The sequence below is a fragment of the Chryseobacterium sp. JM1 genome (assembly GCF_000737715.1).
Classification (GTDB): Bacteria; Bacteroidota; Bacteroidia; order Flavobacteriales; family Weeksellaceae; genus Chryseobacterium.
The window spans coordinates 34,271-60,294 of the sequence record NZ_JPRN01000008.1 but is presented as its reverse complement, the minus strand read 5'-3'; the positions used below and the strand labels follow the sequence as shown (position 1 = coordinate 60,294).

Below are 26,024 nucleotides of genomic sequence, written 5' to 3'. Positions count from 1 at the left end.
AGTAAAAATATGAGCAAAAAGCACAACTTCAGCGCAGGGCCATGCATCTTACCTCAGGAGGTATTCGAAAAATCAGCAGAAGCTATTTTAGATTTTAACGGTATTGGATTGTCTCTTCTTGAAATTTCGCACAGAAGTAAGGATTTCGTTGCCGTAATGGACGAAGCGCGTGCCATTGTGAAAAGACTGATGAACCTTGGCGATGATTATGAAGTACTTTATTTAGGAGGCGGTGCAAGCCTGCAGTTTGCGATGGTTCCTTACAATCTGTTGAAAGTAGGTGGAAAAGCTGCTTACACCGATACGGGAACATGGGCGGCAGGTGCTGTAAAAGAAGCTAAAAAACTGGGAACTGTGGATGTGGTAGGTTCTTCCAAAGAAGAAAACTACTCGTTCATCCCTAAAGATTATACAGTAGGTTCAGAATATGATTATTTCCACTGCACCTCAAACAATACCATCTACGGAACTCAGATGAAATCTTTCCCGGAAGTGGATACACTGATGGTTTGCGATATGAGTTCTGATATTTTCTCAAGACAGCTGGATTTTTCTAAATTTGATCTGATCTACGCAGGAGCTCAGAAAAATATGGGACCTGCTGGAGTAACTTTAGTGGTTATCAAAAAAGAAATTCTTGGAAAGACAGGAAGAGAAAACATGCTGTCTATACTGGATTATTCTCAGCATATTTCAAAAGAATCTATGTACAATACCCCTCCTGTTTTCCCTGTTTACGCCTCTCTTCTGACGTTACAGTACCTGGAAAAGAATGGCGGTATTGCAGCAGCGGAAGCAAGAAATGAAGCAAAAGCAAAACTTTTATACGATGAGATTGACAACAATCCTCTTTTTGAAACGTTCTGTGTAAAAGAAGACCGTTCTCTCATGAATGTCTCTTTCAAACTGATCGACGAGAGCAAAAAAGAAGAATTTGACATTGCATGGAAAGCTGCTGGAATCAGCGGACTGAACGGACACAGAAGTCTTGGTGGATACAGAGCAAGTTTATACAACGCTTTACCTATTGAAAGTGTGCAGGTTCTGGTAGACGTGATGAGATCAATTAAATAATTTAAGCATAAAAAAATTCAAAGATTGAAAGATTTAGAGCAGTTAATAAAAATTTATTAATTTGCGCCCCGATTTAATAATGATTAAACAGCTGGATTTTTCAATCTTTAAATCTAAATAACACATGAAAGTTTTAGCAAACGACGGAATCTCAAAAACAGGAGAACTGGCCCTTACAGAAGCAGGATTTGAAGTCCTGCCCAACAGAGTGGCACAGGATCACGTGATCAATTTCATTAATGAAAATAACGTGGATATTCTTTTGGTAAGAAGCGCGACGAAAGTAAGACAGGACATGATCGATGCATGCCCAAGCCTAAAAATCATAGGACGCGGAGGTATCGGAATGGACAATATTGACGTAGATTATGCTAAAAGCAAAGGCATCAAAGTGATCAACACGCCTACAGCATCTTCAAAATCAGTAGCTGAACTTGTTTTCGGACACTTTTTCGCACTGGCAAGATTCCTTCACGAATCGAACCGGCTAATGCCATTGGAAGGGGAAACTCATTTCAATGCCATGAAAAAGTCATTCAGTAAAGCATATGAACTTTCAGGAAAAACACTTGGAGTGATCGGCTTTGGAAGTATAGGTCAGGAAGTGGTGAAAATGGGAATTGCATTAGGAATGAAAATCAAAGTATTGACAAAAAACCCGAAAACAAAAGTTCTTACCCTGGACTTTTTCGACGGACAGCGTCTGAATTTTGAAATTACTTCCACCAATGATATGGATGCTTTCCTTAAAGACACAGACTTCATCAGCATCAATACCCCAAAAACGAGTGAATATATCATAGACACGCCTCAGTTTGAAAAAATGAAAGACGGCGTCTACATCGTGAATACTGCAAGAGGCGGTGTCATCAACGAAGTAACCCTTCTGGATTTCATCGAATCTGAAAAAGTGGCGGGAGCGGCACTGGACGTTTTTGAAAACGAGCCAAGTCCGGAACTTCCTTTGCTGATGAACCCTGCGCTATCCCTTTCTCCTCACGTAGGAGGAAACACCGTGGATGCCCAGGAAAAAATCGGCGCAGAACTTGCAGAACAAATTATTAAGCTACAAAAAGAAACCATAAGATAAAATATGCCTGTTTTTAAACCTTTCCGTGGAATCAGACCTCATAAAGACTTTGAGAGCACTTTCCCTACACATCCGCTGGACAATTTCACCCAAGAGGAGATTGCAGAGAAAGCTCAAGTTGAAAATACTTACATCAACATGATTAAACCCTACGTTGTAAGTAAATCTAAAGATATTGACCGGAATTTAAGGAAAATCCGATCAACGTTTGAAGAACTTCTGGATGAAAAGAAACTGATCCAGGACAGTTCTGCGTACTATCTTTATGAGCAGATCTATCCCAACAAACAGGTTTTCAGAGGCTTGCTTGGATTAGCAAGTATTGAAGATTTCTGGAACGGAAAGATCAAAAGACATGAAAGTACCATTCCTCAGAAAAAGGAAAAACTGGCTCATTATCTGGAAAAAGTAAGCCTTCAGGCTGAACCGGTGCTTCTTACCTACCCTTCCAATTCCAAGATTGAACTTCTAATGAATCATGAAGAGAAGAATGTTCCTATTTTCAACCATATCGATTCTATCGGGATCAGACATAAGATATGGAGAATAGACAACCGTCTGAAACTTCAGCAGTTCAAAGAAGTAATTGATCAGATCGACTCTTTCTATATTGCAGATGGTCACCACAGGATCGGATCTACCGCTCTGAATGCCAAGCATCACAAAGAGAAAAACAAGAGACACAACGGTACAGAAGCCTATAATTTTGTATACAGTTTCATCGTATCCAACCAATCGATCAAGATCCATGATTACAATAGAATCTTAACGGATCTTAACGGGCTTTCCAGTGAAGAATTTTTAAAAGAACTGGACCAGTACTTCCTGATCCACGAAAAAGGCGAAACATCCTATTTCCCTTCTCAGAAATTCCATATCTCCATGTATCTGGACGGTAAGTTCTATTCCCTTCACGTGAAGCATGATCTCCGTTCAAGAGAAATGTCGCTGGATAATCTTGACCATCATCTTTTGGACAAATACATTTTCAAAAATATCCTGAAAATAGAAAATTCAGACAGCTCTGAGAAGATTTCCTACGCAAAAGGGACTTCTAACCTACAGGGAATTAACTTTTTAAAGGAGAAAATAGACAGTGGCGAAGGAAAAGTCGGTTTCGGAATATATCCGGTAAGTTTCAACGATATGATTAAAATTTCAGATCTGAAACTGAGCATGCCTCCAAAATGTACATTCATCGAACCGAAATTGGTTACAGCACTGTTAATGTACGACATGAAACCTTAATAAATTACTAATTTTTCCCTACTTTTATAAGCGGAAAAAGAAAGGTAAATAAAAAATGAAAAAAATCTTCATTATACTTCCACTCTTTTTGAGTGGATTTTTATTTTCTCAAAAAAAGCCCCAGAAAAAACCTGTAAAAAAGGCGACCACGGCAAAATTCAACTATCACGATGAGTTTAAAAAGATCTCAGACGAGATCATGACCAACGGTGCAGCCTATGAAAATCTAGGAGAACTTACCAAAGGGATCGGTCCGCGATTCAGTGGGACTTCCGGCTATATAAAAGCGGTGGAATGGGCAGAAAAAAAGCTCAAATCCATCGGCATTGAAATGATCTGGAGAATGGAAGCTAAAGCTCCGGTCTGGATAAGAGGAAAAGAATCCCTGGAGATAAAAACCGCTAACGGGGATTGGAAAAACATCAGAATGCTTTCTTTCGGAAATTCTGAAGGAACAGGCGGAAAAGATCTTACGGGGGAAATTGTTTTAATCAATTCAACTGCCGAACTTAATGCCATGTCCGTAGGGCAATTGAAAGGTAAAATAGCTTTCGCTAATCTTCCAATGGATCCAAAGGTCATTAATACAAATGATTCTTATCTGGCCACCGCAAAATCCAAATTAATTTCTGCTTCCGTGATTGCAAAAACAGGAGCAAAAGCTTTAATTATAAGATCGTTAACAACAGCAATGGATGATACACCTCATGCAAAAATGGTGTATTACGAACCTGATGACAAAGTAAGAATTCCTGCTCTATCCATTGGAGTAAGATCTGCTGATGAATTAGAAAAATTACTAAAAAATCAAAAGGTTACCGCCAAAATAAATATGACTGCCCAGTCAAAAGGCGACACGACCAATCCCAATATTATTGCTGAAATCCAAGGTAAAAAGGATGCAAAAGTGATCGTTTTAGGAGCTCAATTAGACTCGTGGGATTTTGGGGAAGGCGCTATTGATGACGGAACCGGTATTGCACAGTGCATCGAGGTTTTAAGAACATTCAAAGCGCTTGGTATTGAAAATAATCATACGATAAGAGTTGTTTTTTATGCCAACAGCGAAAACGGAGGACAGGGACGCGAAATGTATGCAGCCTATGTGAAAAAAAGGGATGAAAAACATGTTTTTGCTTTAGGAACAGATGCGGGAGGATATTCACCTAGAGGATTTTCCTTAGATATGCCGCCACAAAGACGAAAGCAGATTTTCGAATGGAAGAATTATTTCCTGCCTTACGGAATTTATGATTTTGACCAGACTGAAGCTATTCAGGATATATCCCCACTGAAAAAGCTGGATATTCCTTTGGCAGAACTGGTGGTAGATACTCAACGGTACTTCGATTACCATCACTCTGAACAAGATACTTTTGATAAAGTGAACAAAAGAGAACTTCTTTTAGGTGCCGTTGCCATGACACAGCTGATCTTTATGATCGATAAAAACTGGTAATATGAACAAGACCTTCACCCTTTCCCTTTTATTAGCAGGAATGGCTGTTTTCGGGCAGTCTAAGGAAGACTCTATCCAGTTCAGTAAGATCTCCACAGAAATCCTGAACAACGGAAAAGGCTATACCGACTTAAAAGATCTTACCAAAAACATTGGAAACCGTCTGAGCGGAAGTGAAGCTTATGAAAAATCGGTGAAATGGGCAGAACAAAAACTACGTGATGCCGGAGCTGACAAGGTATGGCTTCAGGAAGTGATGATCCCGGTTTGGGTCAGAGGAAAAGAATCTTTGCAGATCAAGACGGCGGATGGAACATGGAAAAAACTGAAAATGCTTTCGCTGGGAAATTCTGAAGGGACAGGCGGAAAAGATGTGTCAGGTGAGATTATTATGGTGAGGTCTTTGGAAGAATATGACAAGCTTCCTGCATCTCAAGTAAAGGATAAGATTGTATTCTTTAACTATCCTTTTAATCAGTCACATGTACAAACTTTTATTTCTTACAGAGAGGCCGGCGCGTACCGACGTTCCGCTGCTAATTTAACAGCTCAGAAAGGTGGAAAGTTTGCTGTCATCAGGTCTTTATCTTCAGCATTTGACAATGTTCCTCACACGGGTAATATGCGGTATGATGACAATATTTCTAAGGTTCCGGCCGTAACCATCGGAAATACAACAGCAGATGAACTGGAATTATTATTAAAAAATAAAAAAGTTACTGCAAAACTCAACTCCAACTGTGGCATGAAAGGTGAGAAACTCTCCCATTCTGTAATTGGCGAGATCACCGGAAAAAAAGACCAGAGTGTCATCGTGGTTGGAGGACATCTTGATTCCTGGGATGTAGGGGAAGGAGCGCATGACGACGGTGCAGGAATTGTTCAGAGCATTGAAGTTCTGAGAACATTTAAAAAATTAGGCATTCAAAATAACCATACCATCAGAGCGGTCTGTTTTGCCAATGAAGAAAACGGAACAAAAGGTGGAAAACAATACGGAAAAACAGCGAAAGAAAGCAATGAAAAGCATCTTTTTGCTATAGAATCTGACGCCGGAGGTTTTTCTCCAAGAGGAATTTCCCTGGAAATGGATGACAAACACAGAAAGCAAATCCAAAGCTGGGTGAATCTGTTCCTCCCTTACGGAGTCTATAACTTTGAAGGAAAATATTCAGGCTCAGATATTGCTCCGCTGCATGAAATGGGAGTTCCTACGGCAGAACTCGTCCCTGATCCTCAGCGTTATTTTGACATTCACCACACAGAAGAAGACACCTTTGAAAAAGTCAACCGCAGAGAACTTCTTTTGGGAGCAGCGGTCATGACTCAACTTATTTATATGATTGATAAAAACTGGTAAACTATGAAAAAGATAATTGGAACTTCATTATTATTTTTAGGAATGGCTGCTTTTGGCCAGTATAAAGAAGATTCTATACAGTTCAATAAAATTTCTACGGAAATTCTAAACAACGGAAAAGGCTACACAGAGCTTAGGGATTTAAGCAAGAACATTGGCCACCGTCTCAGCGGTTCCGCAGCGTACGATAAAGCCGTAAAATGGGCAGAACAGAAGCTTCGCGATGCCGGCGCCGATAAGGTATGGCTTCAGGAAGTAATGGTTCCCGTATGGACGCGGGGAAAAGAATCCCTGCAGATCAAAACAGCAGACGGAAAATGGAAAAACCTGAAGATGCTTTCACTGGGAAATTCTGAAGGTACAGGCGGAAAAGACGTTTCAGGTGAGATCATCATCGTGAAATCTATGGAGGAATATGACAAGCTTTCATCAGATCAAGTAAAGGATAAGATCGTGTTCTTTAACTACCCTTTTAGTCAGTCTTTTGTGGAAACATTCAGAGGCTACGGCGATGCTGCAAAATATAGAGTAACTGCTGCTTCATTAACGGCTAAAAAAGGTGGAAAATTTGCCATCGTGAGATCCCTGTCTTCAGCTTTTGACGATGTTCCGCACACCGGAGCGATGCGTTATGAGGATAAAGTGTTGAAGATTCCGGCTATAGCTATCGGAAGTACAACGGCAGACGAACTTGAAGCCCTTCTAAAAACGCAGAAAATTACTGCAAAACTGAACTCCAATTGCGGAATGAAGGGTGAGAAGCTCTCCCACTCTGTGATTGGTGAAATAACGGGTAAAAAAGACCAGAGCGTCATTGTTGTCGGAGGACACCTGGATTCATGGGATGTAGGTGAAGGAGCACATGATGACGGAGCCGGAATTGTTCAGAGCATTGAAGTTTTGAGAACGTTTAAAAATTTAGACCTTAAAAATAATCATACGATCAGAGTTGTTTGCTTCGCTAATGAAGAAAATGGCGTAAAAGGCGGTATCCAGTACGGAAAAACAGTAAAAGAAAAGAACGAGAAACATATTTTTGCCCTGGAATCTGATGCCGGAGGTTTTGCTCCAAGAGGTATTGCCCTGGAAATGGATGATCAAAAAAGAAATCAGATCAAAAGCTGGGCTGGCCTGTTCCTGCCTTATGGCGTTTACAATTTTGAAGGCAGATATTCGGGAACGGACATTTACCCGCTTCACGATATGGGAGTTCCTACCGCTGAATTGGTTCCGGATTCCCAGAGGTATTTCGATATCCATCACACAGAAGAAGATACTTTTGAAAAGGTAAACCGAAGAGAACTTCTTTTGGGTGCCACGGCGATGACACAAATGGTTTATATGATTGATAAAAACTGGTAGGATTTTACCTTTAAAATACTTTTGCCTTTATAAGTGAAAGATGTTGTCAACAGGTTGATTTTGATGAAGTTAGTCGCTTCCCATGATTAACTTGTTGATTTTTTTTATTTAATCTTTGTGTGAAAAATCTCCCGCAGATTTCTCAGATCGCGCAGATTTTATTATTGTGAATATAAAAATCTTTGATTTTTAAAAGGTTTATGTGAACTTCCTGTTTTCAAAGCATTCACTTTAAAATAACTAAAGTGTCAAAAAACTTTTGTGACTTTTGTGGTTAATAATTTCACAGATTCTATGCGGTTTCTATTTTTTTAAATTCTTCACCATTCTCCTGTATTTAAATTCATAAAGGAAACTTTTCCAGTAATGCCGTAATCCACCACCCGATTCCCAGTTAATATCAAACTTATCTCCTTCCAAAGAATAACCGGGCTGTATAATCTTAACATGAAGCATTGGCGGATTATCTTTTATTTTTTCATAATAATCAGGCTCCATATTTGATTTTCTGTAATATTGAATTTCGATAATCGTTTGTTTCTGTGATGCTTTAAAAATGTAAAGATTAATATCATACAAATCCTGATACTCTTTTTTTACTAATTCAATAACAGCATCTAGCGGCAAAGGTGTTTTATATCTGTTGATCTTATTCCTTAATTTTCGCATTTCCCGAAAGTCTTCTCCGAATTCATTAAAATCTGAAACAAGAAAAGTAGGTTGATGAGATATTTTATTCCAGCAATATTGTTCTGCCATTTTTATAAGCCTGGCAGCCATACTCTGTATATTTTCTTCTAAACTTTCCGGAGTCACTTATTATAGATTTATGCAAACTTAAAGTTACTTAATCACAAAAACAAGTTAAAAAATTCACTTTGGCATGAAATTCGCAAGCTAAATCATTGAAAAAAAATTATTTAAGCACAAACGATGAGAAAAGGTTACCGCGGAATATTCAGTTTCCGCTGAGCCGGAATAAGGCTGTCATCATATCTGATATAGTCCTATTTTCTTAGATACCGTATACAACGGAAGAGATAATCCTCTTATCAATTCCATTTTACGATGCAAACTGTGTACGGTGTCAAAGCTCATGAATCCTTTGTCGGGATTCAATACTGCTTTTAAATTAAAATTTTCTGGGTAACTTAAAGTATACCCTGATGTAAGACAATCAAACGGCCATATGATCATGACCTTAGCCAAGTATAACCATGATCCGTGCGCTATTAATGTATAACGGAATAATTCCGGACCGTTCTATGAAAGAACGGAAAACAGATGTATAACCCTTAAAAAGAGATTATGATGAGAGATTTTTTTGAAATGATTTTTAAGAGAAATGAAGATGCCGCAAAAATGAATATCTGGAGCCTGATGCTTCTGCTAAGCTTTGCTGTTTTTTCCGTATTGGTATATTTTATATATGCTACCAAACCAGGCTTTAACAGCTTAATAGTATATCTTACTGCATTTGCAGCTTATCTGGGCTTTGGACTTGTATTTATCAGCTCCCTTACCGGAAAAATGAATTCTTCCCAAATGAGGAAGAAATCCAGACACGCATAACTTTAATTTCAATTTTACTAGAAAACCGTTCAAGCAATTTGAACGGTTTTTTTTATGATCTACGGCTTTGTGTGATTTCCAAATATTTTTAACCTCCTGCAGATTTTCCAGATTGAATTATTTTAAACCATTAGGATCAATTAAGGAAAATTAAGACAAAAATCAAACGATTTTTTTAAGCGATTCCACTTAAAGTAAAACTAATCCTAAACACTATTAAAAGCTTAAAAACCTAATCGTTAAAATTTAAAAGAATCTGTATAATGTAAAGATTTTACCGTTTTATTCAACCACAAAAAGCACAAAAGCTTTTAATCTTAAACACTTTAGTACTAAAAGTTTAACATCCTGAAAATAAGAAGTTCACATAAGCCGAAAATCAAAGATTTTCATAAAAACTTAAGTGTACTTTCTATCCGCAATCCATTCAACGTTAAAAATAACTAAAGTGTTTACTAAGCTTTTGTGTCTTTTGTGGTTAAAAATTTTTGATAAGATTTAGAATCTGCGCCATTCGTGAGATCTGCGCGAGATTTTTAACCACAAAAGGAACAAAAGTTTTTAATCCTAAACACTTCAGAACACTTTAGCCTTAAAAGTTTAACATCCTGAAAATAGAGGAAGATCACAGAAACAGAAAATCAAAGATTTTCATAAAAACTTAAGTGTACTTTCTATGCGCAATCAATTCAACTTCAAAAATCACTAAAGTGTTTTTAAGCTTTTGTTACTTTTGTGGTTGAAAATTTTTGATAAGATTTAGAATCTGCGCCATTCGTGAGATCTGCGCGAGATTTTTAACCACAAAAGGAACAAAAGTTTTTAATCCTAAACACTTCAGAACACTTTAGCCTTAAAAGTTTAACATCCTGAAAATAGAGGAAGATCACAGAAACAGAAAATCAAAGATTTTCATAAAAACTTAAGTGTACTTTCTATGCGCAATCAATTCAACTTCAAAAATCACTAAAGTGCTTTTAATCTTTTGTGACTTTTGTGGTTAAAATTATCTAGCCCCTAGAAGTTATACACGCATACACGCCCCAATCCTAAAACCCTAAAACTTTCAAACACTCAAACATCAAATCCCACCTTCAGAAACTCCTTCTTCTCCAATTTCACCTCCATCACCTTTCCGTCTCTTCTGATCTTCACATTGATGGCATTCTGCCCGCTTTCAACTCTGTTGAGGAAATAGTGACAAGCACCGTCTTTGTCCAGATTTTCAAGATTGGTATTGTTGATGCTGATGATCGCATCTCCTACTTTCAGTGGGAAGTTTTCTTCCTGAAATACGAAAGCAACAGTAGGCTTTGCATCTATAAAGCGGTATCCGAAGCCGAAAGACTCCAGTTTGGCGGGTTCATTTTTGATGCGTTTCATGTAGATTTTATTTCCGGTCCAATCGAGGATGAAAATAAAGTTTTTAAAGAAATCATTTCCGATCAGGCTTGTGCTTCCGGTAGCGATAATTTCATTTGAAAAGCTCTCATTGCCCAAAGACAAACCTGCTGTCCTGAAAATATAGCCAGGAGCAGGCTTTGCAGCCCCATAAGCGCCCACTGAGTTCGTTCCGTACACTTCTACACTCTTTAACGCTTTTTCGGCATTATAAGCGTTGTCTGCGATTTTTAATCTTCCGGAAAATCCGGTATCAAAAGTGAGATCTATTTTCTTGCCCTGTAAATCGGTTTCTACGACAGGGGTTTTCTGCGCTCTCGGACTGAAGGGAATGACAATATCAAAGTCTGCAGGATTAAACTGAGCAAGATCTTTTGACGCTTCCATTGAGTTTTCCGAGTAATTGATTTTCCAGAACAGCTTCGCCATTTGGTTTGCTCCCAGAATACCATCTATTTTAAAACAACTCAATTCCGAAATACTGAAATCCATCACCACAGCTCCTACATCCTTGAAAACAGCTTTATCAACGGTCATTTCGGGCAGAATGGTAAAAATCTGTTCCTGCTTATTCTTCTGTGAATCCTTTACGGTACTTCTGTGTTTTTTCTCTAAGCCCAGTTCAGTATAAACCGCCGTAGAAATTACGGTAGGTGCACCGGTATCAAACAGAAAATTGTATGATTTCCCGTTGATGTTTACCTGTACAAAAGGCAGATCATTGGCAAATCTCAGGTTAATCTTTTCTACCGGATTCTGAAGCTGTACTTCCCCGCTTTTGAAGAATTTCTTCCCCTGTGCGGAAATGGTGGTTGTGGAGAGAATGAGAAGCGTGTAGAGGATTTTTTTCATGTGAATAATTTACCACGAAAATAGTGTTTTTCATTATTTACTAAACAATAAAACAGCACAATCAGATATTCCACACTATTTAAATCAATTATCTTACTGATTTTTAAACATTTGATTCAAATTTATTGGAAAATATTTTAAAATTTTTGGAAAATCTTTTCTGGCAAAATATTTACCAATTCCTCTTTATACTTTTCATCTAGAATTAAAAATTTCCAATCTTTTTCGTCCTGTGATATAGCACATGCTTTCATTTTTGCGTTAATCAAATAATAATCTTCTTTATCAAAATATTGAATATTATCTTTCCCATACTTGGCTTTCAATGCTAAATTAATCTTTTGTTTTGCAATTTCTGCATTGGGTATTAAACTCCACTGCACTTGAAATTTCATTTTGAAAGAGTAATTTGCTATTGAAAAATATTCATCATTTATTTTTTCAGGTTTTTCAATGTCGTCTATTTTAAAATTGCTAATATCAACCATAAAAGCTGGATTGTTATAGGCCATGTTCAACATATCGATCACATGTTCCTTAGTAACTTGGTTCAGATATTTTGGATAAATAAAATTTACAGCATTTTCTATTCTCTTTGATTTTATATTTTCTATAAAAGCTGTCAGTGATTTCCTGATATCCTGTTTATAATCAACATTCTGTCCCTTAGTACATGATACTATTGAAAAGAAACAAATCATCAGTATAAATAATTTTGTTTTCATCATTTAACAAATTTACAAATTGGATTATTAAAAAAGCCGTCCTCACGGACGGCTTTCAATATTTTAAATTCTCAATTACTGTACTTTCACAAGCTCAACATCGAAAACTAACCAGGCGTTTGGTGGAATAACACCTCCTGCTCCTCTTTCTCCGTAAGCCATTGCTGGTGGGATCAATAAGGTAGCTGTTTCACCTTCTTTAAGCAATAGGATTCCTTCATCCCATCCTTTGATTACTCTTCCCATTCCGATTGGAATTTCGATAGGCTCGTTTCTTTTGAATGAAGAATCGAATTCTGTACCGTCGATTAATTTACCTGCATAGTGTACAGATACATTGTCACCAGATTTAGGAGCTTTTGCACCTGCCACTGTTTTTGTGATTTTGTAGTATAATCCTGATTCTGTTTTCTGCATTCCAGCTTTAAGGTCTTCAACCATTTTCTCCTGGTTCGCTTTGAATTCTTCTTCTTTTTTCTTTCTGTCAGCTTCTTCTTTAGCGATATAAGCTTTATTGTTTTCTGCGATTTTAGCTTTTCCTTCCGTGAAAGTTTTTGCTGCATCGTAGTTTTTGTAAGCATCACCTTTTCCGAAAACAGAAACTTTCTCTAAAACGATATCCGTTTTAGGCTTGTCCTGAGCTCCTTTTTCTACGTTAGCGATTGCATCGATTACATCGTTACCTTTTACCACTTTTCCAAAGATCGTATGTCTTCCGTCTAACCAAGGAGTAGCCACTTCAGTGATGAAGAACTGAGAACCGTTTGTATTAGGTCCGGAGTTTGCCATAGAAAGGATTCCTTTTCCTGTATGTTTAAGGTCGTTTTTCTCGTCCTCGAATTTATATCCCGGATCTCCCATTCCTGTTCCCTGAGGATCACCTCCCTGGATCATGAAATCTTTGATCACTCTGTGGAAAATAGTTCCGTCATAAAAAGGAACGCCTTTCGCCTTAGCTTTGTTATCTATTTTCCCTTCTGCAAGACCGATAAAATTGGCTACAGTTACTGGTGCTTTTTTGTCTTCGAACTGCACGATCAGGTTTCCTTTAGAAGTCTGAAGATTTGCATAAAGTCCGTCATTAAGACCTTCGTAAGTTTCTTTGTCTACGTTCATTTTTTTATAGATTGGGGTACAACTCAACAGCGAGATACTTGCCGCTGCCAGAATTATATTCTTGTTAAACAATTTCATTATTTATAGAGCTTTTAATTTTATGATTAATGGTATATCGTTGTCTATATTCTTTTCGTCTCCAAAAGTCCCGTAGGCCAGTGAAGAAGGTACCAAAAGCGTTACTTCCTCTCCATCATGCATAAAGCGCAAAGCATTCTCTACCGCTTTCAGTTCATCAAAATGCCCGAATCTGGCATCTCTTCTTTCAAAAGGTTTATCGTAGATCTTGGTTTCATCAAAATCATACAGATCATAGGAATAAGAAATCGGCGTATCATCCGCTCTTCTTGTTCTCTGATCAAAACCCTCAACCGTTACCCAGTAATTAAGCTGTGTAGGATAATATTTCACAGACTGGCCCTTGATCCAATCCTGAATCTGGCCTCTTTCTATGGTATTCAGATTCCTCATTCTTTCCTTGGAAACATCCAGATCTTTCTGGCTTAATACTCCGCCAACGGGAGGATGCGCCTCGGGAGCTTTCCGGTTGCAGCTTAGCAGGCATACTGCTGATATGAAGAGTAATTTTTTCATAAACTTTTGCGAAAATACGCATTTCGGGGAAATATTGTTCAATAGGTTTTAAAAAATTTTGGAGAAAATGGTGAAGAATTTTCCAGGGGTGGAATTATGGGAGATTTAAAGATTAAAAAAAATTAACCACAAAAGTCACAAAAGCTTAGAAAACACTTTAGTAATTTTTAAAGTTAATAGATTGCGTATAGAAAGTACACTTAAGTTCTTATGAAAATCTTTGATTTTCTGCTTCTGTGATCTTATTGTTTTCAGGATGGTAAAACTTTTAAAACTTAAGTGTTCTAAAGTGTTTAACATTAAAAACTTTTGCCTCTTTTGTGGTTGAATTAATGAAATATTTAAAACAAAAAATCACCCCATAAAGAGGTGATCTTATATTTTGATATTCAAATATTTATTGAATGGTTACTTTAATCATCTGTGGCAGCGAAGGAAGTGTATTGAACGGATTCGGGTTGGCTAGCTGCTGTACCGGCAGGCTTTCCGTCTGTGCCGGCTGAGATCCGATATGTGCACCTGGGTAAGAACTTACCAGAGTTCCACTGTCAAAAAGCCCCATGATCGAAGAGATATCACCTCTTGTGGAGCCGTCTACCCCATTATTAGTGGTTGCTGCAAACCAGTCATTAGATTGTCCGTACATCGTTACCAGTGCGATACGGTCTCCTTTTCGGGCAGAAATGGTTTGGGATACTTTCCCTCCGTTTTTCCCGTCTATTCTGGGCTTTAAAACAGTATTCGCAGGATCTTTAAGAACAAATACTTCTTTTACACCGGATTTGGTTTTAAGGAAATTCGCCAGAACGTCCGCATTCCCCTGTTGAGAAAGTTCTTTCAAGCCTTGTCCGCGGTCATTCTCTCCTGTTTTAAAAACAGGACTCTCATTACCACTGTATACGACGACCAATACTGGTGAAAACGGAGAATTTGGACCTGTAATTCCGGTAAGATATTGGGTTAAAGCAGTTACTTTTCCTGTTTCAGCAAGATCTGTCAATCCGTTGGCTGATAATTTTCCCGGTGTAAAAATAGGATCTTCTTTCACCAGTGTACTTCCCGAACTATGGGATACTGTCCATACACCGGCGCTGATAGGGGTTTCATTGGCTGTACCGCCCGAGGTATTGGTTAATTTCAAAGTAAATTTGGTGCCTCCTTCAAAAGTAAGCTCAGCCTTCAGTAATTGTGAAGCGGGAGTACTCAATGCAACTTCTATAATATTCTTTGGAGTTGCTTCTGTGTCGCCAGGATGGGTAACAGCAGGGCCTGTAGGCTGATTGACCCGCGTCCCGTTATCCCAAAGCCTGATCTGTGAAGAAACATTCCCGGTTACCGGATCACCGTTATCCTGATATAACTTTATTCCGGGATTTGCCGGAGCAAAAAACAAGTCATTACTGTTTCCGTACATCGCTGCAAAACTGATAGTCTGACCTTTTCCCGCATAAAAACTGAAAGAAGTGGATTCTCCCGGATTAAGAACCGGTGATGATCCTGCATTCTGGAAAGTTCCGGACTGTGATAATGACTTACCTTCAATGATATTTTCTACGGTGATTACGGCTGAATCATTGACTGCCATTTCTCCATCATCATCAGTGCTGCACGAAGAAAAAGCTAAAACGCTCATTAAAGAAAGCAGACCAAGAGGTCGTTTGAACTTTACAAATTGCATAGTATTCTAAATTTTCTGAAAAATTACCAATATTTAACGAGAAAATAAAAAAACCAGCAGAATAAATTTCCGCCGGTCCTATATTGAATTAAATAATGCTTATATTAAACAGTCTCCAAAACATCTTTTTCAACCACAACTCTCCATCCGAAAGGATCTTCGCTAAGGTTGTTCTGAAGGTCTGTAAGATCTTTTTTAAGTAGAGCTGCATAGCTTTCCTCATCAGATAATCTTGGAAGTTCAAGCTTCACACCTTCATGTCCTAAAGCCTGGAATATAGTCGTTACTACTGCTGTTCCTACTCCCCAAACTTCTTTCAATGTTCCGTTTTTCTGAGCTTCTACCACAGTTTTCACTGCTACAGGCTCTATTTTCACTTCAATTCCTCTTTTCTTAGCCAATTGGATGAAGCTGTCTCTCGTTACTCCGTCAAGGATTTTCTCAGAAGTAGGAGGTGTATAGATCGTATCGTTTATTCTTACAAATACGTTCATTGTTCCACTCTCTTCGAAATATTCGTGGGTAGCATCATCCGTCCAGATGATCTGCTCATATCCTTCCTCGATAGCAAGTTGTGTAGGATAGAATGAAGCCGCATAGTTACCTGCTGCTTTAGCTGAACCTACTCCTCCGCTGGCTGCTCTTGAATAATGATCTGAAATTTTTACAGAAACAGGTTCTGAATAGTAGCTTTTCGCCGGTGTTGCCACGATGGCAAACATATATTTATTGGCAACTCTTGCTTTTAATGCTTCTTCCGTAGCAAAAATCAAAGGTCTGATATATAAAGACATTCCTTCTCCCTGAGGAATCCAGTTTCTGTCGATATCTACCAATGCCTTTAATCCGTCTAAAAACATTTCCTCAGTTACTTCAGGCATGGCCAGACGGCTTGCTGATTTATTGATGCGTTCAAAATTCTTTTCTGGCCTGAAAAGGAAAACCTGCCCGTCTTTGTCTTTATAAGCTTTCATACCTTCAAAACAAGCTTGTCCGTAGTTCACCCCCATCATGGCCGGAGTAAATGGTATAGGACCGTAAGGAACCAATTTTACATCACCCCATTTTCCATTTTCATACTCACATATCACCATATGGTCAATAAAAGTACTTCCAAATGAAAAATTGTTCGGATCAAAGTCCGAAAGTCTGGAGTTTTCAGTTTTTTGAATTATCATTTTTAAAAATTTTTACGATGTTCTACAAATTTAACATAATTTTCTAAATATAAAAATTTTGGAGTAAATTTGACAAAAAAATAGCTTGAAAAGAGAGATTAAAACCACAAACGACGGTAGTAAAACATTGTTTATCAGTGACTTAAATGAAAACTACCATTCTCATCATGGAGCGCTTCAGGAAGCAGAACATGTGTTTATCAAAAACGGATTAAATCAATTAAATGATTATGAAATTAATATTTTAGAACTCGGTTTTGGAACAGGTTTGAATGTTTTGGTGACAATTAATGAATATTTAAAAACTGACAAAAATCATGTTATCAACTATTTTTCCCTCGAAAAATACCCCATAAATGAATCTGAAATTAATGATTTGGCCTACTTTGAGCATTTTGATAACCCGGAATTCAAAAATATTTATCAAAAAATTCATCAGGCTGAATGGGGAAAATCCACCGAAATCATTAGCGGTTTTAATCTAAAAAAGATAGAATGCGACTTCTTTGACTTGAAAACCATAGACTTACCAAAAATTAACCTTGTATACTTCGACTGTTTTGGAGCGAGGGTACAGCCTGACCTTTGGGAAAAACCACTGTTTGAAATGGTTTCCGACAAAATGTCCGTTAACGGTTTGTTAACAACTTACTCTTCTAAAGGAAGTGTCAGAAGAATTCTTCAGGAACTGAATTTTAAAGTAGAGAAGAAACAGGGACCACCGGGAAAACGCGAGATGATTAACGCTATAAAAATGGAAGATCAGGAAAACATTGAAAGCTAGGAAGCGAAAGCAAACCTATGGAACCCATAGACAAATTTGCAGATTGCTGTATTGGCCCTTTCCACTTATTTCCTTATTTTAGCTATACAAAATATTATATATGATTGATAAGATCAACATTAGAGTGTATGCGTGTGCAGTAAAAGATAAAAAAGTACTGACCCTGTTTGAAGAATATGCCGGGGAACCTTTAATGAAATTTCCGGGAGGAGGTCTGGAATTCGGAGAAGGCCTTATAGAATGTCTTCACCGTGAATTCGATGAAGAGTTGAATGTAAAGATAGAAGTTGTAGAACATTTTTATACGCAGGAAGACTTCCTGGTATCCCGTTTCAGAGAAAACGAACAGCTGCTTACCATATATTATATAGTCAACATTACCACTGAAGAAGATTTCCTTATCCTTGATCCGTGTATTGAAAGAACAGAATGGATCGATATCGATACACCGGACAATCCTTTCCCACTTCCAATCGACAAAATTGTATTTGATAAATTAAAAGAAAAATTCCTGTAAGCAACTTACAGGAATTTTATATGTATTCTTTTATTTTCTGGTTTTAAAATCTCCAGCGCCTGGATAAGGTTGTAAATATCCGGAGTTCCAGTTAGATTGAAGTAAAGACTCTATAAACTCGTCTGTTCTATTCTTATGTGGGTTGTACTGGTCTTTCAGATCAATGTCTGCCATCTTCCCTTTTACATTCCACCAGAAAGCACTCCATCCGCCTCTCATTTCTTTAATGATCTCATAGACGTTTTTTCCGGTTGCCCTGTTCATCAGCTTGGCAAAAACCTGGCCTTCTGTAGTCGTAAGATCTCTAAGCTGCTTTTCATACTGATCGGCAAGCATGTTCTGTCTTTCCTTTACAAATTTCCTTTTGGCTTTGCTGTCCATATCGGTCATATCAGCCTGAATATCTCTGTACTGCTGAAGTGCAGTGACAAACAGCGGATACACCCTGTTCAGCTTTTTATTAAGGAAATAGTAGTAATTTTTATCCAGTTGGTTATTAAACCTGGGTTTATTGACCAGAACCAGCTCATCCAGCACCACTACGGGCTCGCCGTTAATTTCATAAACCTTCATCTTTTGGCGTTCGTCATAATAATATTTATTACCGAACTCATCCACTTTCAATGATTCCGCAGGATATTGATTGAGAGGCTTTGCAACAATAGAATCCTTCTGACCAAAAACACTGACTCCCAAAAAGAAGATAAAAAGACAGACAATCTTACTAAAATTCATTATTTTTACACTTATAATAACAAAAATTACACGCAAAAATCATTCCCTTTTATGAAATTTGAAAAGAAATCTTTAAAATTTTTAGAAAATTATTTAAACACCTCTTCTCCAACAGGTTACGAACATAAAGGACAAAAAATCTGGATGGACTACATCAGACCTTATGTAGATAAAATTGAAGTGGATCATTACGGAACTTGCTATGGGATAATCAATCCGGAGGCCGAATTTAAAGTAGTGATTGAAGCTCATGCTGATGAGATCTCATGGTACGTAAATTACATTACAGATGACGGATTAATCTATGTCATCCGAAATGGAGGCTCAGATCAGACCATTGCACCTTCAAAAGTCGTTCATATCCATGGTGAAAACGGAATTGTAAAAGGAGTCTTCGGATGGCCTGCCATTCATACCAGAACCAATCAAAATGAACCGGTTCCGAAAATTGAAAATATCTTCATCGACTGTGGTGCTGTTTCCAAGAAGGAAGTAGAGGAAATGGGAATTTATGTAGGATGCATGATCACTTACCCGGACGAATTCTTTGAAATGAATGACAGGTATTTCGTCTGCAGAGCATTGGACAACAGAATCGGAGGTTTTATGATCGCAGAAGTAGCCAGACTTTTAAAAGAGAATAAAAAAACGATTCCTTTCGGGCTGTACATCACCAATTCCGTACAGGAAGAAGTGGGTTTATATGGAGCAGACATGATCGCTGATACCATCAAACCTAATATCGCCATCGTTACAGATGTGACCCACGACACGACTACTCCAATGATTGAGAAGAAGAAAGAAGGTGATCAGAAGTGTGGCGACGGACCTGTGGTTTTCTTTGCACCAAGTGTTCACCATACGATCAGAGAATTGATTATTGATACGGCAAAATCTAAGAAGATTCCATTCCAGAGAGCAGCTGCCAGCAGAGCTACAGGAACTGACACCGATGCCTTTGCTCACTCTAACGGCGGGGTACCAAGTGCATTAATTTCCCTACCTTTGCGCTATATGCATACAACGGTAGAAATGGTATCCAAAGAAGATGTAGGCAACGTGATCAAACTGATCTACGAAACGCTTCTGAAGATTAAGCCGGAGATGAAACTGAAGTATCACTAATAAAGACACCAGATTTCAGACATCAGATAACAGACTTTAAGAGTCTGACATCTGATATCTTGCATCTGACATCTAAAATCTAAGTAAAAATGAAAACGAAGCTTATTGCTCCTTCCCTTTTATCCGCAGACTTCGGGAATCTGCAAAGAGACATTGAAATGCTGAACAATTCCCAGGCAGACTGGTTCCACATCGATGTGATGGACGGAAGATTTGTACCCAACATTTCATTTGGTTTTCCGGTCATGAAAACGGTTCAGCAGCATGCTAAAAAATTCGTGGACGTTCATTTGATGATCGTAGAACCGGATCAGTATGTAGATGAATTCATCAATCACGGTGCAGACCTTATCTCTGTACATTATGAAGCATGTACGCATCTTCACAGAACGATTCATCATATCCAGAGCAGAGGTGCAAAAGCAGGAGTTGTTTTAAACCCTTCTACGCCGGTTCTGATGCTCGAAGATATCATCGCTGATGTGGATCTTGTTCTTTTAATGAGTGTCAATCCGGGATTCGGAGGGCAGAAATTCATTGAGAACACGTACAAAAAGATTGCGGAAACTAAAGATCTTATCCTGAGCAATAATTCTACAGCTTTAATCGAAATTGATGGCGGAGTTAATCTTGAAAACGCTTCAAAACTATTCGAAGCAGGTGCAGACGTACTGGTTGCCGGAAATGCAGTTTTCTCTGCAGAAAGCCCGGAAAGAACCATCGAATTGCTTAAAATCTAAACATTTTAGACATATCCATACGAAAAGGCAGCTGAATCAGCTGCCTTTTCTTCTAAAAAAATATAGGGTTATTAGTCTGTCTGTTGAAAATTAAAGCTCAGATCTCCTCCATTGTAATCCTGCGAGATATTAGTCGGGAAAACCTGGGATGAAGTTGACAGCCATCGGTATTCCAGAAATTTTATATTCCCTGCAGTCACCGGATAGACCGCATTGCTGTTATCGGGTTTATTCTTCTTGTACCAGTCATTGGAATTCATTGTAATCATATACTTTTTGTCTTTTTCCAAAGCCAGCGCTTCAATCGCTTTCGTCAGTAAAGTATTCGATGTCGCTACATTGACGACCTCCGTTCTTAAGACTGTTTTGGAAGTATAATCCCAGATGGTAATTTTCAAGGCTGGATTCACATCCGGCAGTTTCACGGTAATGGCATTGATCTTTCCTTTTACATTAGGAGAAAACACGAGCCCGAATTCATAATTCCCAGCATTAACAAAATTGGTGACTGTGGTAAATCCTGTAGCTTCATGGTATTTATTTAATGGATTCTCTTCAGCATATACGATGGGTTGTGGAACAGGCTCATCTTCATCCTTACTGCAGCTTGCTGTCATCAATATTGAGCTCACGGCTATTGCTGTACATAAATTTTTAAGAGACAACGATCTCAAATTGAAAAATACTTCTAAATGTTTCATGGGTTTTAATTTTAATAATTGATAGGGCAAAGATTAAAATAACCCGAAAGTAAACCATCAGGAAAAACACTTATTGACAGGAGTTATTGCACCGTTTTTTGCTTCAGTCTAAAAACTTAGGGAGTAAATATATAGGCCTTTTGATTTTCAGAATATCTCATTTAAAACCACAAAAGACTGCTTATAATGATTTACTCTCGCAGATTTAGCTGATGGAACAGATTCTAATTTCACGCTTTTTTAAACATTAAGATCTATGAAGGATGTAAGATTAGTTAAGAAAAAATAAAATGATTTTTTAAGCTGTACTTCTTAAAGTGAAGCTAAAACTTAATATTCTTAAAAGCTTAACAAAATCTTAATGGTTTGATTTTTTTCTCCCGCAAATGATGCGGATAAAGCAGAAGAGCAAAACTAAAGATCTGCGTCATCTGATTGATCTGCGTGAAATTGTAAAATCATGCGATCTCTATTCATCAATTTCATTGATTCCAACTTTGCTTTCCTTTATAAGCATGATCATAATTTTCTTTGCGTTAAAAAAACGTTATTTGCTCCACAGGTTTTGATACTGATCCGTTTTGCATATGACCCTTTTTTTGCAATCGCAATTAAAAAAATAAAAAGACAGCTCTTGCGGGCTGCCTTTCTTCTTGCGGAATTTGAGCTTATGTGGTTATTAGTTTTTTTGTCGTAAGACTTTAATGCTTAAGATTCCCAGTGCTATTACTCATGTAAAAGTCCTAATAAAAACCTATATCATGCATCCGTAGAAATACTGAATTTGAAATTAAGTATTTCTACGTAATCCTGAGATTTATTGAGTCAACTGCCTGTTCCAGATGCACGCGCAGACCACTAAAGCGATACTTATGACTGAAAACACAGTCCTTACATTATTTAAAAGATTCCACCTGTTTTCAAAACGGTCACGCATCTGCTTCACCACATCCATTGTAGATCCGCTGATGTCAAACTTATCCAGCATGTCATTTAAGGGAACATTTCCGACGATCGTTACTCCGAACACGCCTATCAGATAAGCTGCGGATGCCAACAGAAGAAAAAGAAAGCTTGGCTGCTCTCCTCTGAACAGAAAAGTAGCCACAGGAAGCAGCACAGCAGTCCCCATAAAACTCATGAAAAATACAGGATTAAGGATCTCGCGGTTAATATTCTGCATAGATTTCAGATATTCCGTATCCGAAAGTTTGCCCAAGCCAAGGACTACAGAGCATGAGTAGGCATAAAAAAGCCCGGCGATCAAAGCCGTAAGCACGGCAGTAATTAGTAAAAATACCGTTGTCATTTTCATATATTTTGATTTGTGATAGATAGCAAAAGAAATCCTAGTAAGGATTCCATTTTTTGATAATTTGCTGTGCGGTGGTAATCATCTCTTCATCCCATGATTCAGGTTTAAAGTAATGAAAATCCCTGTTTTTAATCGATTCGGTAGTATTTCCGTCAAACAGCAGTCTGGTCAGTTCCGTCTGCTCAGCATAAAGTAAGAGATCTTCAACAGGTTTTGAATGAACAGTATTTTGTCTGTTCCAAATTTTCTCTTCACCAACCGGATAATCCGAAAGTTCAAGGATTTTTTTAACCCGGTTAAAATCATCAAAAAAGATCTGTTTCGCAACCTCTGTATTTAAAGTATGGCCAAGCCTTTCAATAATAACATATTCAGGATGGCACTGGATCAATACTTCAGGCAGTAGATTTAATATTTCTTCAGGAATACGGTCATCGTGAGTGTCTCTTCTAACGGGTTTCTTTCCGTAAGCACTTTCCTGCCAGCTTCCTCCGGAAAGGTGAATTTCGTTTACTTTTTCTAAGGGATAAAGGTTGATAATTTCCATCATATCCACTTTAAAATTACAGGACTGGCAGTAAATATTATGAAGATCCAGAATAAGAAAGCCATCAATATCTTCTACCAGCCTATCCAGAAATTCGCCTTGTTCCTTTACATCATCCATGGAAAATGAAAAAGCCAGATTTTCTACTCCCACGGGAATTTCCACAGCATCCTGAAGCCTGCTTAATCTGTCTTTTCCTATCTGAAGAGTTTTTGGGAGCAACGGAACCGGTAGCGGAACACCCTGATGAAAGTTTTCGGTGTTCATAAAACCGAAATGCTCTGTAATATGATTATACTTTCTTCGTTTTACTTCTTCTTTTAATTTTTTAAGCCAGATCTCCTGTCTTTCCATCCATCTCGCATCAAAAAGAGAATAATAAACACCGTGCCCCAAAAGTCTGCTGTTATCAGAATAAAAATCCAAAAGACCGGAAAGCCATTCCGGTTCTTCCACATCATATAAGGTATCAAAAGACCACTCCAAAACATCCACAGACTGAGTCTGCAGAAGAGGAAGTATCGCGGAAACAAAGTCTGCTTCCGGCATCATAGCCAGACCCAGTAACGGCTTTTTCATAGACTACCCCATTCCGCAGGCCGGACAGCCGCCTCCGTGTTTCAGAATAGTATCCCTTTTCACCACCTTTGTAGGCTCTGCTTTTACCGTCTTCGGAGAATCCATTTTTTTAACTTTTTTCACGGACTTAGTTCCCTTTTTTACAGGTTTTGTCGTTTGTCCGGATACACTTACAGCCAATAAGCTGGCCATTACTAATGCTGGAATTTTCATATTCTATTTTTAATGAAACTTACAATAAACGTTCCATTTATGATTATGCTAAAAATACAATAATTTAACGTATATCATTTTTAAATTTAAAGTTTAGACTTAATATTTTCACAATCAAAGCCAAGATTCAACCCCAATATCAGGAAATCAAATCTTCTTTGTTTATATTTAAGCTTTAAATTAAAAAGAAAATGAAAAACAGGTGGAGCACAGCCTTTTTCTTAGGACTCATAGCCGTATCGCATCCTATGAATGCTCAGATAAAACCGGACGACAATGCCAAGATGGAATGGTTTAAAAATGCCAAGCTAGGTGTTTTTATCCACTGGGGTATTTATTCTGTAGACGGAATTTCTGAATCATGGTCTTTCTTCAATAATTATATCAATCACGAGAATTATATGAAACAGCTGGGCGGTTTTTCAGCTTCACAGTATAAGCCAGATGAATGGACAGATCTGATTAAAAAATCAGGTGCTCAATATGCCGTCATCACTACCAAACATCATGACGGCGTTTCGCTCTGGAATTCAAAAGCTGAACAATCTACCACCATCCCTACCCATTCTTTAGCAAAAAAAGACGTTCTGACTCCTTTCGTCACAAGCCTTCAGAAATCAGGACTGAAGACAGGACTTTATTATTCCCTTCCTGATTGGAGCCATCCTTACTATGATATCAATACCCGTACGAAAAAACGGTATGAAATCAAAAATGATCCGAAACGCTGGCAGCAGTTCGTCAATTATTACCAAACCCAACTCACTGAATTATCTTCACAATACCATCCCGACCTGTTATGGTTCGATGGCGATTGGGAACACACTCCAGAGGAATGGCAGGCTTCCAAAACCTTAGATATCCTGAGAAAAAACAATCCCAATATTATCATTAATCCAAGACTCAATAAACACGGTGATTATGATACGCCCGAACAGGGAATTCCCATTGTAAGTCCATCAAATAAGTACTGGGAACTCTGTTATACGATGAATGATTCCTGGGGATACCAGCCTGATGATGAAAATTATAAGACGCCTAATATGATCATCAGAACTCTGGCAGATGTTATCAGTATGGGAGGAAATTTACTTCTGGACATTGGTCCGAAATCTGACGGCACCATTCCGGAAAAGCAGGTTGATATTCTAAAACACTTAGGAAGATGGGCTGCAAAAAACAAAGAAGCTATTTACGGAACCACCAAAGGATTGCCATTTGAAAACTTTAAGGGAAAATCTTCGTTTTCAGGAACTGGAAAATCAGTTTTCTTATACCTTGAAGAAGCCAAAGATTTTGTAAAAGTATATGGTTTGTCCAGTAAACCTGAAGCCGTAAGAATTGTAGGAGATGATTCTTCTAAAGTGAATTTCAGTTTTACTCATGACAAAACAATGACTGTTGATCTTTCCAAGGTGAAATTTGACCAGGATGTTACCACTGTAGAACTTGTTTTTAAAGAAAAACCGCTTTTCATAAATAAATTTCCAGCAGATACATATTCCCTTACTGACATTCTTGAGCAGAAAAGCACCAAAATGGCAGCTTATGATCTTGCCAACCATCTGCATGGCGGAAATAATCTTCTGAACGGCTCGGGACTTACCAGCGACGGACAGGACATGAAAATTCAAAAAACATCCAAAACTAATCCGGAAACTTTAGAATGGATCAGCAAACATGCGGAAGCATTATATGAAACAGGACAAGGTTTGCCCGAAGGACATTACTCAGGAATGAGCGCCCTTTCAAAAGACAGACAGACCATTTATCTCTTTGTTGAAGGGAAACCTACAGGTCCCGTGGCTTTGAAAGGAATAAAAAATAATGTCGCAAGAATCAGAATCGTGGGCGAAGGATCGATCATCAGTCATAAGGTTTTCAATAAACTGTATTGGAGTGACACGCCTGGAATGATGTACATCGATGTTCCAAAAGGTAGACTGGATAAAAATATGACCGTGATTGCCATACTTCTCGATAAACCGGTAGAATTACACCGAGAAAAAGTAAATGCTATAGAAAATAATTTATAATCAAGACATTACAGACATTTTGT

24 protein-coding genes are annotated in these 26,024 nt (G+C 38.0%); 12 read left to right on the top strand and 12 right to left on the bottom strand.

All coding sequences use genetic code 11. The features are described 5' to 3' along the window. Positions 1-9: 9 nt before the first annotated feature. From serC to IW22_RS14310, 6 genes are all read left to right on the top strand, one after another. The gene (gene serC / locus IW22_RS14335; protein WP_034727559.1) at positions 10-1,074 is read left to right on the top strand and encodes a 3-phosphoserine/phosphohydroxythreonine transaminase; all 1,065 of its coding nucleotides are present in this window, start codon (positions 10-12) and stop codon (positions 1,072-1,074) included. A 124-nt stretch (positions 1,075-1,198) separates the two neighbouring features. After that, complete coding sequence (locus IW22_RS14330) at positions 1,199-2,164, top strand: D-2-hydroxyacid dehydrogenase (RefSeq protein WP_034727557.1); 966 nt, start codon at positions 1,199-1,201, stop codon at positions 2,162-2,164. 3 nt (positions 2,165-2,167) lie between these two features. Further along, positions 2,168-3,412, top strand: coding sequence for a DUF1015 domain-containing protein (locus IW22_RS14325; RefSeq protein ID WP_034727556.1), 1,245 nt, complete (start codon positions 2,168-2,170; stop codon positions 3,410-3,412). Between the two features lie 55 nt (positions 3,413-3,467). Continuing rightward, a complete protein-coding gene (locus IW22_RS14320; protein WP_034727554.1) occupies positions 3,468-4,871 on the top strand; it encodes a M20/M25/M40 family metallo-hydrolase in 1,404 nt (467 codons plus the stop codon). A gap of 1 nt (position 4,872) precedes the next feature. Next, positions 4,873-6,231, top strand: a complete 1,359-nt coding sequence (locus IW22_RS14315; protein ID WP_034727551.1) for a M28 family peptidase — start codon at positions 4,873-4,875, stop codon at positions 6,229-6,231. Between the two features lie 3 nt (positions 6,232-6,234). Next, positions 6,235-7,593, top strand: coding sequence for a M28 family peptidase (locus IW22_RS14310; RefSeq protein WP_051891247.1), 1,359 nt, complete (start codon positions 6,235-6,237; stop codon positions 7,591-7,593). Between the two features lie 303 nt (positions 7,594-7,896). On the opposite strand, the gene IW22_RS14305 is transcribed toward IW22_RS14310, so the two are convergent. Continuing rightward, positions 7,897-8,373 carry a hypothetical protein gene (locus IW22_RS14305; protein WP_165571892.1) on the bottom strand — a complete coding sequence of 159 codons (477 nt, stop codon included), beginning with the start codon at positions 8,371-8,373 and terminating at the stop codon, positions 7,897-7,899. A gap of 528 nt (positions 8,374-8,901) precedes the next feature. Here IW22_RS14305 and IW22_RS14300 point away from each other — a divergent pair. Beyond that, positions 8,902-9,165 (top strand): hypothetical protein, encoded by a 264-nt coding sequence (locus tag IW22_RS14300; RefSeq protein ID WP_131401735.1) that lies wholly within the window; start codon positions 8,902-8,904, stop codon positions 9,163-9,165. A 1,074-nt stretch (positions 9,166-10,239) separates the two neighbouring features. Here IW22_RS14300 and IW22_RS14295 read toward each other — a convergent pair. From IW22_RS14295 to IW22_RS14270, 6 genes are all read right to left on the bottom strand, one after another. After that, positions 10,240-11,418 carry a retropepsin-like aspartic protease gene (locus tag IW22_RS14295; protein ID WP_034727543.1) on the bottom strand — a complete coding sequence of 393 codons (1,179 nt, stop codon included), beginning with the start codon at positions 11,416-11,418 and terminating at the stop codon, positions 10,240-10,242. Between the two features lie 137 nt (positions 11,419-11,555). Further along, positions 11,556-12,146, bottom strand: a complete 591-nt coding sequence (locus IW22_RS14290) for a hypothetical protein (protein WP_051891246.1) — start codon at positions 12,144-12,146, stop codon at positions 11,556-11,558. 72 nt (positions 12,147-12,218) lie between these two features. Beyond that, a complete protein-coding gene (locus IW22_RS14285; RefSeq protein ID WP_228384052.1) occupies positions 12,219-13,259 on the bottom strand; it encodes a peptidylprolyl isomerase in 1,041 nt (346 codons plus the stop codon). Positions 13,260-13,340: 81 nt separating this feature from the next. Continuing rightward, positions 13,341-13,853, bottom strand: coding sequence for an FKBP-type peptidyl-prolyl cis-trans isomerase (locus IW22_RS14280; RefSeq protein WP_034727537.1), 513 nt, complete (start codon positions 13,851-13,853; stop codon positions 13,341-13,343). A gap of 397 nt (positions 13,854-14,250) precedes the next feature. Continuing rightward, the gene (locus tag IW22_RS14275) at positions 14,251-15,531 is read right to left on the bottom strand and encodes a spondin domain-containing protein (RefSeq protein WP_034727535.1); all 1,281 of its coding nucleotides are present in this window, start codon (positions 15,529-15,531) and stop codon (positions 14,251-14,253) included. A 104-nt stretch (positions 15,532-15,635) separates the two neighbouring features. Further along, positions 15,636-16,709 (bottom strand): branched-chain amino acid aminotransferase, encoded by a 1,074-nt coding sequence (locus tag IW22_RS14270; protein WP_034727533.1) that lies wholly within the window; start codon positions 16,707-16,709, stop codon positions 15,636-15,638. A gap of 85 nt (positions 16,710-16,794) precedes the next feature. Between IW22_RS14270 and mnmD the strand changes: the two genes are divergently transcribed. Both mnmD and IW22_RS14260 read left to right on the top strand, forming a co-directional pair. After that, entirely contained in the window at positions 16,795-17,493 is a 699-nt protein-coding gene (gene mnmD / locus IW22_RS14265; protein WP_034727531.1) for a tRNA (5-methylaminomethyl-2-thiouridine)(34)-methyltransferase MnmD, read from the top strand. Between the two features lie 100 nt (positions 17,494-17,593). Next, positions 17,594-18,010 carry an NUDIX domain-containing protein gene (locus IW22_RS14260; RefSeq protein ID WP_034727529.1) on the top strand — a complete coding sequence of 139 codons (417 nt, stop codon included), beginning with the start codon at positions 17,594-17,596 and terminating at the stop codon, positions 18,008-18,010. 30 nt (positions 18,011-18,040) lie between these two features. Here IW22_RS14260 and IW22_RS14255 read toward each other — a convergent pair whose 3' ends face one another. Further along, positions 18,041-18,745, bottom strand: coding sequence for a DUF4294 domain-containing protein (locus IW22_RS14255; RefSeq protein WP_034727528.1), 705 nt, complete (start codon positions 18,743-18,745; stop codon positions 18,041-18,043). A gap of 51 nt (positions 18,746-18,796) precedes the next feature. Here IW22_RS14255 and IW22_RS14250 point away from each other — a divergent pair, with 51 nt between their 5' ends. Both IW22_RS14250 and rpe read left to right on the top strand, forming a co-directional pair. Further along, the gene (locus IW22_RS14250; protein WP_034727527.1) at positions 18,797-19,870 is read left to right on the top strand and encodes a M42 family peptidase; all 1,074 of its coding nucleotides are present in this window, start codon (positions 18,797-18,799) and stop codon (positions 19,868-19,870) included. 89 nt (positions 19,871-19,959) lie between these two features. Then, positions 19,960-20,610, top strand: a complete 651-nt coding sequence (gene rpe, locus IW22_RS14245; RefSeq protein ID WP_034727525.1) for a ribulose-phosphate 3-epimerase — start codon at positions 19,960-19,962, stop codon at positions 20,608-20,610. A 71-nt stretch (positions 20,611-20,681) separates the two neighbouring features. Here the strand turns inward: rpe and IW22_RS23685 are convergent, their stop codons facing one another. From IW22_RS23685 to IW22_RS14220, 4 genes are all read right to left on the bottom strand, one after another. Beyond that, entirely contained in the window at positions 20,682-21,311 is a 630-nt protein-coding gene (locus IW22_RS23685; protein ID WP_131401734.1) for a DUF4082 domain-containing protein, read from the bottom strand. 817 nt (positions 21,312-22,128) lie between these two features. Then, on the bottom strand, positions 22,129-22,620 hold the full coding sequence (locus IW22_RS14230) for a DUF1772 domain-containing protein (RefSeq protein WP_165571891.1): 492 nt from the start codon (positions 22,618-22,620) through the stop codon (positions 22,129-22,131). A 40-nt stretch (positions 22,621-22,660) separates the two neighbouring features. Further along, positions 22,661-23,752, bottom strand: a complete 1,092-nt coding sequence (locus IW22_RS14225; RefSeq protein WP_034727520.1) for a DUF692 family multinuclear iron-containing protein — start codon at positions 23,750-23,752, stop codon at positions 22,661-22,663. Positions 23,753-23,755: 3 nt separating this feature from the next. Continuing rightward, positions 23,756-23,965: a hypothetical protein gene (locus tag IW22_RS14220; RefSeq protein ID WP_034727518.1), complete on the bottom strand. Its 210-nt coding sequence runs from the start codon at positions 23,963-23,965 to the stop codon at positions 23,756-23,758. 191 nt (positions 23,966-24,156) lie between these two features. Between IW22_RS14220 and IW22_RS14215 the strand changes: the two genes are divergently transcribed. Then, complete coding sequence (locus tag IW22_RS14215) at positions 24,157-26,001, top strand: alpha-L-fucosidase (protein WP_034727516.1); 1,845 nt, start codon at positions 24,157-24,159, stop codon at positions 25,999-26,001. Positions 26,002-26,024 lie beyond the last annotated feature (23 nt).